A 12,916-nucleotide genomic window follows, 5' to 3' on the forward strand; every position below is an offset into this window, starting at 1 on the left:
GTTTACCTTTTGATGGTTTGTAAATCCTTGTTCTCGATGATGGTGAATCCCTCGATGGTGAAACCGTTGGGATTGTCGTCCGAACGGGACGAGTTCAAGAGGCGGCACGTAGTCACGAGGCTGCGCTCGGTGACGTTGCTCTGCCGGATGATCTTCTGCGTGGCGTAGGTCACGGCACGGTAGGGATAGCCGTTGAAATCGCACACCACGCTGTCCACCTTCAACACCTGATTGATGTTCCCGGCGATGATGCGGTTGTAGTACCCCTTCTCGGCAAAGTCCGAATAGTAGTTGTACACGCTTTTGTCCGCTAATAGCAGGGCGCGTTTCACGTTATGCTCTATCGCGCTCTTTTCGGGTGAGAGCGTGAAGAACAGCTCGTGGAAACGGCGCACGTGTTCCCTCGCTTCTGCCGGACGGTTCTGCGACAAGTCTTGCGAGAGAGCCAGCATCAGCGACTTGCCGTTGTCCAGCACGTAAATCTTTTCCCGTTGCCGCTCCGCGAAGCGGTAGGAACTCCACACGCTCCATACCGTTATTACGGCACACAACGAGAGGAAGACGATACCGAACAGGCGTATCTGCCTGAACGATGATTCGATGTTTTTAAGTGACTTAAATTCCATTGTTGTTTATTCGTTTTTAATTGTCAGTTGATTATTTCAGCAGCTTCCCGACACGTCCGACCACGTTTCCTGCGGCTGCGCCCGCCACGCTGCCCGCCATACTTCCGGCTCGTCCTGCCGTCTGGTTCACGTTGCGACCGTAGCTTCCCATGCCTCCGGCTTGGATAATCCAGCCTGCTACCGTGGGGATGGTGAAGTAACCAATGATGCCGATTATCATGAAGACGATGTACACCCCGTCGCTCGAATCCAGCGAGAAGTTCGGGTCAGCCTGCATCCGTTCGATGTCGCTTTGCAGCATCAGCACTTGTATCTTCGCCAGTATGGTGCTGAACATATCCGACACGGGCAGCCACAGATAGACCTGTATGTAGCGGCATATCCACTGTGTAAGCGTGCTTTGGAAGCCGTCCCACACCGATATGGCGAAGGCTATCGGACCGAGTATCGCCAGCACCACGAGGAAGAACGTGCGGATGGTGTCTATCACGAGGGCGGCGGCTTGGAACATCAGTTCCAGTATCTCGCGGAAGAAGTCGCGGATGCCCTTCTTCATGTTGTACATCCCGCGCTCGATGTACATCCCCGCCATCGTCACCATGTCGCCGGGCGACCAGCCCAGTTCTTCCAGTTGTTTGTCAAACTCCTCATTTGACACGAGGTAGGCGGTTTCGGGATTGCGCATCATCGCTTCGTACTCCAGTTTGTCCTTCTGCTCACGGTATCGGTTCATGTCCAGCGTTTCCGCCTCCAGCATCTTTGCCGTACCCTGCACGACGGGCGACATGATGCTGTTTATCGTACCCAGTACCACCGTCGGAAAGAACATGATGCACAGACCGATAGCGAACGGGCGGAGCATAGGGAACACGTCTATCGGTTCGGCTCTCGCCAGCGACTGCCATACCCGGTAGGCCACATAAAAGAGTGCGCCCAGCCCGGCGATGCCTTTCGCCACGCCCGCCATGTCCCCGCATAGCGGCATCATCTGTTCGTAGAGCGAGCGCAGAATTTGGTGAAGGTTGTCGAAATTCATAGGCTACCAATATCTTTCGTTCATGTTCCCGTACAGCCCCATGATGCGGTCAAGGTCGTTTTTCTTCTTCGCACGCAGGTAACTCACGCTAATGTTCTTGTTGGTGTAGTAGCTCACGAGGTTGCGGTAACGCTTCATTTTGGAGTAGCAGCGTTCCACCACGTCCATGCGCTCCTTGTCCGTCATGGAGAGCGTGGTGATATTCACCACATTCTTCAGTTCCGTCAGCACATCGTTGGATTCCTCCAATAACTTGGTGTAGCCAAAGGCGATGGCTCCCAGTTCCTCCACCGTGAAGTTGTCGTCACGCATCATCTTCTGGAAACTGGTCACATAGGTGTCGGTGATGTCACCCACCATCAGAATGGTCTGCTGCACCTTCCGGGCGTCCTTTACCAGATTGTTCACGGATTTGAGTGCGTCGTAATACTTCTTGCCCTGTTCGTAAATCTTCACGGTCTCTTGAAAATTTTTTATCATATTCTGGGCGGTCGTGGAAGTGTGTACCACGTTCTTCGAGGTGTTCACGATGCTCTGCGCGATGTTGGACGGGTCTATCACCGCCCACTGTGCGCTTGCCCTGCCGACTGCAAACAGGCACAGGCAGATAATAAGTGTTATTCTTGTTCTCATGTTACTTTGGATTTTAGTGGATTTCATTATTTATTGCTCGCCTATCGGATGGTCCGGTTTCGGGTTCACACGCACGTAGTCCCCGTTCGGCGAGAAGGTCAGGATGTCCGTCGCCTCGTTGTAGGACACGTCGATGCGGAATCCGGTGTTCATGAACAGATTGCCGTTCTCCTCCTGCAAGAGATAGGTTTCCGGCTTCAGCTTGCGGCGGATGCCGCTCCGCTTGAATACCGTCACCTTATAGGCTTCGCCCTCCTTGTAGATAAGCACGTCGGGCTTGCCCTCCACACTCTCCCAGTTTCCGCAAAGCAGGTCGCGTCGGTTGTCCGTTATGTCGCAGGATTGCAGCACCATGACCGCCAGCCCGATTAAACACTTGCTGACTTGCAGCATTTTCGTTCTTGATATACTCATACGCATTTTCTTTTTTAGTTGATGAATCTGTTTCTATTTATTCCTTTTTTCTCCGCCTTTCGGCAAGCTGCCGGATGACGGCTTCAATGTCGCCGCCCAACTGTTCCGCCAGACGGTAAACCTCTACTTTTTCCGTTTCTTCGGTGGTGTACGCCAGATACTCTTCAGCACTAACTTCGGTGGCATAGACTGCCGACTGCGTGCCGCCCAGTCCTATCCACACTTCCTTGTAGAGCCTTGACGGGTTGTTCGCCATGTTGATGGAGAGTATCTGCGACTTCTCTTTCTCCGTCAGACCCAACAGGGACTGTATGGCATCAAACTTGTTCATGTACTTCCGCTGGTCAAGGAGTATCTTGCAGTCGGAGTTGTTGATGATGCTCTCCTTGACGACGGGCGAGGAAATGATGTCGTCCACCTCCTGCGTCACCACGATTGCCTCCCCGTAATACTTGCGCACGGTCTTGTACATATAGCGCAGGTACTCAGCCATGTTCGCCGAAGATAGAGCCTTCCAAGCCTCTTCCACTATCAACTGTTTCCTTACGCCTTTCAATCGGCGCATCTTGTTGATGAAGGCTTCCATGATGATGATGGTCACCACAGGGAAAAGCTCGCGATTTTCCTTTATACTGTCAATCTCGAAGACGATGAACCGCTTGCCGAGCAGGTCGATGTTCTCCGTGGAGTTGAGCAGGAAGTCGTAGCGTCCGTCCCGGTAATACTGCCGCATGGTGGTGAGCATATTGTCGATGTTGAAGTCGGACTTCTCCACCTTTATCTCACGTTCCGCCAGTTCGCGGCGGTAGTCGTCGCGCATATACTCGTAGAAGGTGTTGAACGAGGGGACGATGCTCCGGTCAGCCCTGATACGCTCGATATAGGCGTTCACCGCACTGCCCAGTTCGCCGCTCTCCGTCTTCGTCACTTTGTCGTCCTCCGACTTCCAGAGCGTCAGCAGCAATGTCTTGATGCTGTCCTTTTTCTCCACGTCGAACACGTAATCATCGGTGTAGAACGGGTTGAACGAAATCGGTTTCTCCTCCGTGTAGGTGAAGTACACGCCGTCCGCCCCGTTTGTCTTGCACCGGATCATCTCGCACAAGCCCTGATAGGAGTTTCCCGTGTCCACCAGCACCACGTGCGTACCCTGCTCGTAGTATTGCCTCACGAGGTGGTTCATAAAAAAGGATTTGCCGCTGCCCGAAGGACCCAACACGAACTTGTTGCGGTTGGTCGTGATACCCCGCTTCATCGGCAGGTCGCTGATGTCGAGGTGCAACGGTTTTCCCGTAAGCCTGTCCACCATCTTGATGCCGAAGGGCGAGAGCGAACTGCGGTAGTTGGTTTCCTCCGTGAAGAGGCACACCGCCTGCTCGATGAATGTATGGAAACTCTCTTCCGCCGGGAAGTCCGCCGCGTTGCCGGGCATCGCCGCCCAGTAGAGCGTCGGGCAGTCGATGGTATTGTGGTGCGGCACGCACTCCATGCTTGCCAGCTGGCTGCCCACATCGTTCTTGATATGCTTCAGTTCCTCCGCGTCATCGCTCCACGCCATGACGTTGAAGTGCGCCCGTACCGAGGTCAGCCCGTAGGAATGGGCTTCGTTCAGGTACTGGTCTATCCACTCGCGGTTGATGCTGTTGCTCCGGCTGTATCGGGATAGCGACTGCATATTCCTTGCGGACTTCTCGAACTTCTGCAAATTTTCCTCGCTGTTGTCGATAATCACATACTGGTTATAGATGTGGTTGCAGGAAAGCAGCAGCCCCACGGGGGAGGCGAAGGAGAGGCGACAGTCCGAGCGGTCGGTGGAGAGTTTCTCGTAGCGGATGTCGGTAGCCACCTTTCCTGGCATATCCTCCGCGTCGGAGAGGGTGTGCAGGCACAGGCGGTTGTCACCGATACGCATTTCTTTTGCCGAGAGGTCGATGTCCTGCAAGGTCGTGTCGCCTTCGGGCATGAGCGAGAAGTAACGCTCTATCAGCCCGGCGGACTTCTCCGTCCCGACAATCTCGTCGGTGGAGAGGCGGCGCAGCCTCACAAAGCCGCTGTCGTTCATGATGCGCTCGAACTGTTCGGCGGCCTCCATGAACTTCCCGGCGGTTTCCTTGTCCAGCTCCTTCGGGATGATATGTCCCCGGCACAGCGTACTGAAGTTGCTCTGCATACGGTTACGTTCTTTCGTCGTCTTGGTCAAGTAGAGATAGCAGGAGTGTTTCAGGTACGGACGCTCGTTGAAGTGGCGTTCAAAGGAACGGCTCAAGAAACTCATGTCGTCCTTCTGTAACTCCGGCATATATTTCTCCTTGATGAACCAATCCTGCTTATGCACGACGCAGAAGTACGGCAGCACCTTGATAGCCTTGCACCAGCAGCCGTGTATCGCCTCGTACTCTGCGCCCGTCACGGTGTAAAGCTCCGGCAGTTCCACCTCAAAAGCCACCGTGATGTCGGCGTCTTTGGAGATGATGCAGCCATGCTCCACCGCCAGCAGGGGGAACTTGTTTTCCAGTGTTGTCATTTTGGATGTATTTCTCATGTCGTTTCTTCCTTTCGTTGCCGTTTGAGTAATCGGGTGATCCGCCGTCGGTTGATAAGGTATCGGGGATGGCTCCTTGCCGCTCCCAATTTCATCAGCCCGTGTTCGCCGTACCGGGCGTTCAGCGCGAAGGTCTGCCATACGAGGACGGAAGACGATGCCGCGCCGAAGCCGATACATATCCACTGGTCGATGCCGACCATATAGAGGATGACGAACAGGACGAAGAGAGCCAGCAGACCTCCGCAGAAGATGAAGAGGTACTGAGCCTTCAAACCCTTGAACTCGACCGGACGGCCGATACCCTTGTTTATCGGGTATTCAGCCATACATTGTTTATTAAAGGAAGAATGAGCGCAGGATAGTGGCGGCGACAATCAAGAAGATACAAGCCCCGAACCACGAGGCGGCGGTCTTCGAGGTGTCCGGGTCTCCGGACGAGAATTTTCCGTACACTTTCACGCCACCGATAAGCCCGACTACCGCGCCGATGGCGTAGATTAATTTCGTGCCGGGGTCGAAATACGAACTCACCATAGAGGTGGCTTCGTTGATGCCAGCCAGACCGTTTCCCTGTGCGAAAGCGGAGGCGGTTGCGGCAATCATAAGTGCCGCAGCGATGATTAACTTTTGTCTGATGTTCTTGTTCATAAACTGTTCTTTTTTGTGCCGTCCAAAGGGTGGATAGTCCTTTTTCGGGCGGTTGATACTTGATTACTTTACTTTGGTTTTAGTGGTTGCCCGTTTGTTTCTACGGACTTGGGGCTGTCCGTTGCGGGTTGGCTGTACCTTGTACCGCCGTGCGCGTGGGTGTCGTCATTTTACGTTTTCATTTCCATTCTTTTTTAGTTGTTATACATAGTTTCGGAAGTCGAACTCCTCGATGTTGTCGGGAATCACGAACACCTTTTCCTTTTGTTGTGTCACGGTCATGTTCACCGTGTCCACGAAAACTGCCATCGCCTTTGCAATCCTCTCGCTCATTGCTTCATCGGTCAGGCGTTCCGTTATTCTTGTGAAAAGCTCTGTCCCGTCCAGTTCCGTCATGACCTTTCCGGCGTGTCGCATTTCCTCATCGGATGGTGATTCCTTCCGTATGGTGTGTACTGCCATGTCAATATCCTCGAAGCTACTTCCCGAAGCCTGCTTTTTGTCTGGTTCTTCATCCTCCGGTTCATCTTCTCCGTACTCCAGTTCCGAGGGCGGGATGCTCGTGAAGGTTTCATCGAGTTTGTCCTCCGGTACTTGTGTCGGGCGTGAGACGGTTTCCGTGTTTCCGTCGTCAAAAGTAGCCTCTTCCTCCGACAGCTCAATGCCTTTTTCCGAAGTGGCGGCTTCTTGCGTCGGTATGGCAGCGGTTGTCCGGGTCGATGCCATCTTGAAACGGCTCTTGCCAATGATGTCCGAGGTGTCTGCGTGAGGTATTTCCTTATCCTTTCCTTGCTCTGCCACCGTACTGTCCAATGACCGCCACAGCCCGGCAATATGTCTGAAGAAACGGATGAGCTTCATGTCCATGATGCGGTCATAGAACAGCAGAAACAGAAACCACACGTTGCAAGCAACCGATACGATTAAAAACGCCTTTGTCATAATCTTACTTTTTGGGCGTTTTCAATCTGTTCCATGTACTGCTGCCCGTATTGTCGGAAATGGTCGCGGAGGATGTTATCCACAAACTTGCCGATGCTCAAACCGTTTCCCATCCGACTGGTAACGATAGCGACTTTCTCATGAATTTCTCGGCTGATGTATATACATTGCCGCGTTTTGATTTCCGATGCTTGCAGGAAAGTCGAGAGCGGTTTGTCTCTGCCTTTATCCTTGCGGAAGTCAACGTCGGTATTTTCATGCCCGTAGTCGGTTACACACTTTGCTGCACGGACAGCGGTTCTTTCACTCTTTCCTGTTTGCAGATACTCAGCCTGACGGTTCTTATTTGTTCTTTTCATACTTCTTTGTTGTTTTTGAGTGTTTATAAATTATAGGATTCCATGTGCCGTTTGAACGATTCGGCTATCTCGTCTTGGAACAGCGTGAAATGGTGTGTCAGCACGTTGTCAAGAAATGCCGCGATAGTCACTTCGTTGCCTCCGATTACATGAAGCATCTTCTGTATGCGGTCGTGGTACTCCTTGCGGATATAGACCTGCTTGCCGAGCCTTGCCGTGATATTGGAACCGCATATGAATACTGTGTCATAATCCAATTTTTCCGGCTTGCTGTTCCTGCGCCTGCGTTCCGGCTCCTCTTTGGAGTGCGAGGCGGGTGGAGAAACGGCTTCTTGTATCGCTTCTTTCGGAGGTGGGACAGGAGCGTTCCCGTCCGTGCTTCTCGCTTCCGGCGGAATGCTTGTATCGTCCAGTCGAAATGAGTTGATTACGGCTTCGCTGTCGATGTCCTCGATTCTTGTTTTCTTTGCCATGCCGTTCAGTTTTTGATGATGCCGAGAATCTCATCGACGAGTTTGTCGAGGTTGCTGCCGCGTACCAGTATTTTGTCCGCCGGAAACGCCGTGGAGCGGAATACCGCCTTGCGTTCTGCCGCCGTCTCCTTGCGGAAGCGCTTACTGTCCGGTAGATGTGTTTCCAGAATGGGCAGGGCGAACTCGGCACAGACCTTGTCGTATGCCTTGTAAAGTTCAGTCTTTTCGCGTCCGTCCACCATGTTCCACACGAGGTAAATCCCTTTGATGCCGGACTTGCCCGTGCTTATCATCTGTTCGTTGATGACAGTGGCGAACTTGATGGAACTCTCCATCACCACACGGTCGGCGATGATGGGCGTGAAGATATAGTCCATTTGGGAAATGGTCTGCACCACATCGGCATTGTTGATTGTTCCCGGCAGGTCGAAGAACACGAAATCGAGGTCGGGCTGCGCTGCCACCAGATTTTCGGCGGTCTTTACCGCATCTTCCGCACGGCTGCATCTGATGGTGTACGGGTTCTTCTTCAGTCGTTTGAGCTGCTCATACGCCAGCACCTTGTAATGCCCGTCCTCCATGACGGCTTTCATGTCACGCTTGCGCATGTCATGGATACTGTACTGCGGGAAATCGCAGTCCACCACGGCTACGTTGTAGCCTTTCACATAGTGCAGATAGCTTGCTACAAGCACTGTCAGGGTTGTCTTACCCGCTCCACCTTTCTGCGTGGAGATTGCCACATAAGTTGCTTCTTTCATTTTTTTGATAATTTATTTGGTTATACATCTGTCCGGTGGCGGTAGCGTATTGTCATTAGTACGTACGCACGCACTCCCATTCATTTATTTATTCACTCCTTAATCCGGCTGTGCCTGCGGGTATTCATCGGTTTGTCCAACCGTCCATGCTTTTATCCGTCCGCACGGACGTGTGCTTGGAAAACTATCTGAATACATACACCTGTTTTCAACCGTTTGGATTGATGCCCGGATTGCTGTCCGAACATCCGGCGGAAGGAGTGTATTTTCAGTCCCACATCCGAATCACACTGCAAATAAACAAGGATATTTTGGAACTTGTATCACTTCTCCGGCAAGTGGCAGCACGTTGCGCCGGTTGGCACTGATTGTCCGGGTCAAGCCTCTGTCGGACATCGCCTTAAGGGCGTAACTTTGCACCCGAACGGCAGGGTACGCCGCAGGTAGCGCAGCCCGGAGTTTGAAAGGAATCATCCCCAATCCGTCCCCGACGGATTTTTATGTTCACCTGAACATAGCAAGATGTCTTTTCAGCCGCTCAAAATATTTTGAGCAGCCACGAAAAGCACTTGCCCTTGCAGGGGGCGGGCTTTCCCTCCGAAGTCGGGAAGCCTTTCAGAACTGCGGTGCTGTAATCCGAAGCGGCGGCTTATGCCGTCAATCCGCTAAATCCAAAGTAATATGAAAGAGAAAAGGAAAAGCAAATCAGGGAGAAATCCCAAACTTGATCCGGCGGTGTACCGGTACACCGTCCGTTTCAACGAGGAGGAACACAACCGTTTCCTCGCCATGTTCGGAAAATCGGGTGTCTATGCACGGTCTGTTTTCCTCAAAGCGCACTTCTTCGGGCAACCGTTCAAGGTGCTGAAGGTGGACAAGACGTTGGTGGACTATTACACCAAACTGTCGGATTTTCATGCACAATTCCGTGCCGTGGGTACGAATTACAACCAAGTCGTGAAGGAACTGAGGCTGCATTTTTCAGAGAAAAAGGCGATGGCGTTGCTCTACAAATTAGAGCAACACACCGTCGAACTCGTGAAACTGAGCCGCCGGATTGTGGAACTTTCAAGGGAAATGGAGGCAAAATGGTCGCAAAAATCAGTGTAGGAAGTTCGTTGTACGGCGCGATTGCCTACAACGGGGAGAAGATTAACGAGGCGCAGGGGCGGCTTCTCACCACCAACCGCATCTACAATGACGGTTCGGGAACGGTGGACATAGGCAAGGCGATGGAGGGTTTTCTCACCTTCCTGCCACCGCAGATGAAGATCGAGAAGCCGGTGGTGCATATCTCTCTCAACCCGCACCCGGAGGATGTGCTGACCGATATTGAGTTGCAGAATATCGCCCGCGAGTATCTGGAAAAACTCGGTTTCGGAAACCAGCCTTATCTTGTATTCAAGCACGAGGACATCGACCGCCACCACCTGCACATCGTGACGGTCAACGTGGACGAGAACGGGAAAAGGCTCAACCGGGATTTTCTCTACCGCCGCAGCGACCGTATCCGCAGGGAACTGGAACAGAAGTACGGATTGCATCCGGCAGAACGTAAAAATCAGAGATTGGATAATCCGTTGCGCAAGGTGGCCGCATCGGCAGGTGATGTGAAGAAGCAGGTAGGCAACACCGTGAAGGCTCTGAATGGGCAGTACCGTTTCCAGACGATGGGCGAATACCGTGCGCTCCTTTCCTTATATAATATGACGGTGGAGGAAGCGAGGGGCAACGTGCGCGGACGGGAGTATCACGGGCTGGTCTATTCCGTCACGGACGACAAGGGTAACAAGGTGGGCAACCCGTTCAAATCCTCGCTTTTCGGGAAGTCCGCAGGCTATGAAGCCGTACAGAAGAAGTTTGTCCGTTCCAAATCGGAAATCAAGGATAGGAAACTGGCAGACATGACGAAACGCACCGTCCTTTCCGTGCTGCAAGGCACTTATGACAAGGACAAATTTGTATCCCAACTCAAAGAGAAGGGCATCGACACCGTACTGCGCTACACAGAGGAAGGGCGCATCTATGGGGCTACCTTCATCGACCACCGCACGGGATGCGTGCTGAACGGTTCGCGCATGGGTAAGGAGCTTTCGGCGAATGCCTTGCAGGAACACTTCACCCTGCCATACGCCGGACAACCGCCGATACCGCTATCCATCCCTGTGGATGCTGCGGACAAGGCACACGGGCAGACCGCCTACGACAGTGAAGATATATCGGGCGGTATGGGCTTGCTCACTCCCGAAGGTCCGGCGGTAGATGCCGAGGAAGAGGCTTTCATCCGGGCGATGAAGCGCAAAAAGAAGAAAAAACGCAAGGGCTTGGGTATGTAATCAGAGTATCAACAATTAAAAAATCAATGTATGTCACAACAAGAAGACGATTTGAGGGCATTGGCGAAAATCATGGATTTTCTGCGTGCCGTGAGTATCATTTTAGTGGTCATGAACGTGTACTGGTTCTGCTACGAAGCCATCCGGCTGTGGGGCGTGAACATCGGCGTGGTGGACAAAATCCTTCTGAACTTCGACCGCACGGCGGGGCTGTTCCATTCCATTCTCTACACGAAGCTGTTTTCCGTCCTTTTGCTTGCCTTGTCCTGTCTGGGTACGAAGGGTGTCAAGGGTGAGAAAATCACTTGGGGGAGAATCTGGACAGCATTTGCCGTCGGGTTCGTGCTGTTTTTCCTGAACTGGTGGTTGCTGCCCCTGCCGCTGCCGCTTGAAGCGGTGACGGGACTGTATGTCCTTACCATTGGAACGGGCTATGTCTGCCTGTTGATGGGTGGTCTGTGGATGAGCCGCCTGTTGAAACACAATTTGATGGAGGATGTTTTCAACAACGAGAACGAGAGTTTCATGCAGGAAACGAGGCTTATCGAAAGCGAGTATTCGGTCAATCTGCCGACACGTTTCTATTACAGGAAACGCTGGAACAACGGTTGGATCAATGTAGTTAATCCCTTCCGTGCGTCCATCGTGTTGGGTACGCCGGGCAGCGGCAAGTCCTATGCCGTGGTAAACAATTTTATCAAGCAACAGATTGAAAAGGGCTTTAGTCAATACATCTACGATTTCAAGTATCCCGACCTATCTACTATTGCCTACAACCATTTGCTGAACCACCCGGACGGCTACAAGGTAAAGCCGAAGTTCTATGTGATCAACTTCGACGACCCGCGACGCTCTCATCGGTGCAATCCCATTCACCCGGATTTTATGGAAGATATTACGGATGCCTATGAGAGTGCCTACACAATAATGCTCAACCTCAATAAAACGTGGGTGCAAAAGCAGGGCGACTTCTTCGTGGAGTCACCTATCATTCTGTTTGCCAGTATTATCTGGTATCTCAAAATCTATCAGAACGGGAAGTTTTGCACGTTTCCCCATGCTATCGAGTTTCTGAACCGCCGTTACGAGGATATATTTCCGATACTGACCTCTTATCCGGAGCTGGAGAACTACCTTTCGCCGTTCATGGATGCGTGGCTTGGAGGGGCTGCGGAGCAGCTCATGGGTCAGATAGCGTCGGCAAAAATCCCGCTTTCGAGGATGATTTCACCGCAGCTCTACTGGGTGATGTCAGACAGCGAGTTTACGCTGGACATCAACAATCCCGAAGAGCCGAAAATCCTCTGCGTGGGTAACAATCCCGACCGTCAGAATATCTACGGTGCGGCACTCGGTCTGTATAATTCCCGTATCGTGAAGCTCATCAACAAGAAGGGGATGCTGAAGTCATCGGTCATCATCGACGAGTTGCCCACAATATACTTCAAAGGGTTGGACAATCTTATAGCTACCGCCCGAAGCAACAAGGTTGCCGTGTGTCTGGGCTTTCAGGATTTCAGCCAGTTAGTGCGTGACTACGGGGACAAAGAGGCGAAAGTGGTGATGAACACTGTCGGCAATATTTTCTCCGGTCAGGTGGTGGGGGAAACAGCCAAGACGCTCTCCGAGCGGTTCGGTAAGGTGTTGCAGAAACGGCAGTCCATCTCCATCAACCGGCAGGATGTTTCCACCTCCATCAACACGCAGATGGACGCGCTCATTCCACCGAGTAAGATTTCCGGGCTTACGCAGGGAATGTTTGTCGGTTCTGTATCCGACAACTTCAACGAGCGTATCGAGCAGAAGATTTTTCATTGCGAGATTGTGGTGGATGCCGAAAAGGTGAAACGGGAAGAAAGTGCCTACAAGAAAATTCCCGTCATTACAAACTTCACGGACGAGGACGGCAACGACCGCATGAAGGAAACGGTGCAGGCGAACTACCGGCGCATCAAGGAAGAGGTGAAGCAGATTGTGCAGGAGGAACTGGAGCGTATCAAAAACGATCCGGTGCTGTGTAAACTGCTACCAGATAATGAGACTGTCTAACAAGTCCCCAAAATTGAAAATTATCCCTATCGAAGTTTGAAGTGACCCCCAAAAGTTGGATACAATTTTTTTGGGGGGCACTTCAGTTCTGACG

Annotated in this window: 15 protein-coding genes; 4 read left to right on the forward strand and 11 right to left on the reverse strand. The window is 52.3% G+C overall.

Annotation, left to right across the window (positions count from 1 at the left end; translation table 11 throughout):
• Nucleotides 1-2: 2 nt before the first annotated feature.
• From traK to J4861_RS13030, 11 genes are all read right to left on the reverse strand, one after another.
• Nucleotides 3-626: a conjugative transposon protein TraK gene (gene traK / locus J4861_RS12980; RefSeq protein ID WP_004308925.1), complete on the reverse strand. Its 624-nt coding sequence runs from the start codon at nucleotides 624-626 to the stop codon at nucleotides 3-5.
• A gap of 31 nt (nucleotides 627-657) precedes the next feature.
• Complete coding sequence (traJ, locus tag J4861_RS12985; RefSeq protein ID WP_004308926.1) at nucleotides 658-1,662, reverse strand: conjugative transposon protein TraJ; 1,005 nt, start codon at nucleotides 1,660-1,662, stop codon at nucleotides 658-660.
• 3 nt (nucleotides 1,663-1,665) lie between these two features.
• Nucleotides 1,666-2,295 carry a DUF4141 domain-containing protein gene (locus tag J4861_RS12990; protein ID WP_004308927.1) on the reverse strand — a complete coding sequence of 210 codons (630 nt, stop codon included), beginning with the start codon at nucleotides 2,293-2,295 and terminating at the stop codon, nucleotides 1,666-1,668.
• Between the two features lie 30 nt (nucleotides 2,296-2,325).
• Nucleotides 2,326-2,709 (reverse strand): DUF3876 domain-containing protein, encoded by a 384-nt coding sequence (locus J4861_RS12995; protein WP_004308928.1) that lies wholly within the window; start codon nucleotides 2,707-2,709, stop codon nucleotides 2,326-2,328.
• Between the two features lie 37 nt (nucleotides 2,710-2,746).
• Entirely contained in the window at nucleotides 2,747-5,251 is a 2,505-nt protein-coding gene (locus tag J4861_RS13000; RefSeq protein ID WP_005827325.1) for a TraG family conjugative transposon ATPase, read from the reverse strand.
• Nucleotides 5,248-5,580, reverse strand: coding sequence for a DUF4133 domain-containing protein (locus tag J4861_RS13005; RefSeq protein ID WP_004311206.1), 333 nt, complete (start codon nucleotides 5,578-5,580; stop codon nucleotides 5,248-5,250). The genes J4861_RS13000 and J4861_RS13005 overlap by 4 nt, the downstream gene beginning before the upstream one ends.
• Nucleotides 5,581-5,590: 10 nt before the next feature.
• Nucleotides 5,591-5,902, reverse strand: a complete 312-nt coding sequence (locus tag J4861_RS13010) for a DUF4134 domain-containing protein (protein ID WP_004311205.1) — start codon at nucleotides 5,900-5,902, stop codon at nucleotides 5,591-5,593.
• 201 nt (nucleotides 5,903-6,103) lie between these two features.
• Nucleotides 6,104-6,844: a hypothetical protein gene (locus J4861_RS13015; RefSeq protein ID WP_032595736.1), complete on the reverse strand. Its 741-nt coding sequence runs from the start codon at nucleotides 6,842-6,844 to the stop codon at nucleotides 6,104-6,106.
• On the reverse strand, nucleotides 6,841-7,230 hold the full coding sequence (locus J4861_RS13020; protein ID WP_299338276.1) for a DUF3408 domain-containing protein: 390 nt from the start codon (nucleotides 7,228-7,230) through the stop codon (nucleotides 6,841-6,843). The genes J4861_RS13015 and J4861_RS13020 overlap by 4 nt, the downstream gene beginning before the upstream one ends.
• Nucleotides 7,227-7,676 carry a DUF3408 domain-containing protein gene (locus J4861_RS13025; protein WP_004311202.1) on the reverse strand — a complete coding sequence of 150 codons (450 nt, stop codon included), beginning with the start codon at nucleotides 7,674-7,676 and terminating at the stop codon, nucleotides 7,227-7,229. Before J4861_RS13025 ends, J4861_RS13020 begins: the two co-directional genes overlap by 4 nt.
• A 5-nt stretch (nucleotides 7,677-7,681) precedes the next feature.
• Nucleotides 7,682-8,437, reverse strand: a complete 756-nt coding sequence (locus J4861_RS13030; protein ID WP_005643916.1) for a ParA family protein — start codon at nucleotides 8,435-8,437, stop codon at nucleotides 7,682-7,684.
• Nucleotides 8,438-8,583: 146 nt separating this feature from the next.
• On the opposite strand from J4861_RS13030, the gene J4861_RS13580 reads away from it, so the two are divergent.
• The 4 genes from J4861_RS13580 to mobC all read left to right on the forward strand — a co-directional run bounded on the left by J4861_RS13580 (nucleotide 8,584) and on the right by mobC (nucleotide 12,822).
• Nucleotides 8,584-8,805 carry a hypothetical protein gene (locus J4861_RS13580; RefSeq protein ID WP_032595732.1) on the forward strand — a complete coding sequence of 74 codons (222 nt, stop codon included), beginning with the start codon at nucleotides 8,584-8,586 and terminating at the stop codon, nucleotides 8,803-8,805.
• Nucleotides 8,806-9,118: 313 nt separating this feature from the next.
• Complete coding sequence (mobA, locus tag J4861_RS13035; RefSeq protein ID WP_004291488.1) at nucleotides 9,119-9,547, forward strand: conjugal transfer protein MobA; 429 nt, start codon at nucleotides 9,119-9,121, stop codon at nucleotides 9,545-9,547.
• Nucleotides 9,526-10,773 carry a conjugal transfer protein MobB gene (mobB, locus tag J4861_RS13040; protein ID WP_004291483.1) on the forward strand — a complete coding sequence of 416 codons (1,248 nt, stop codon included), beginning with the start codon at nucleotides 9,526-9,528 and terminating at the stop codon, nucleotides 10,771-10,773. Before mobA ends, mobB begins: the two co-directional genes overlap by 22 nt.
• Nucleotides 10,774-10,803: 30 nt before the next feature.
• The gene (gene mobC / locus J4861_RS13045; protein WP_004291482.1) at nucleotides 10,804-12,822 is read left to right on the forward strand and encodes a conjugal transfer protein MobC; all 2,019 of its coding nucleotides are present in this window, start codon (nucleotides 10,804-10,806) and stop codon (nucleotides 12,820-12,822) included.
• Nucleotides 12,823-12,916: the final 94 nt, after the last annotated feature.

This window comes from Prevotella melaninogenica, assembly GCF_018127925.1.
In the GTDB taxonomy this organism is placed as follows: Bacteria; Bacteroidota; Bacteroidia; order Bacteroidales; family Bacteroidaceae; genus Prevotella; species Prevotella melaninogenica_C.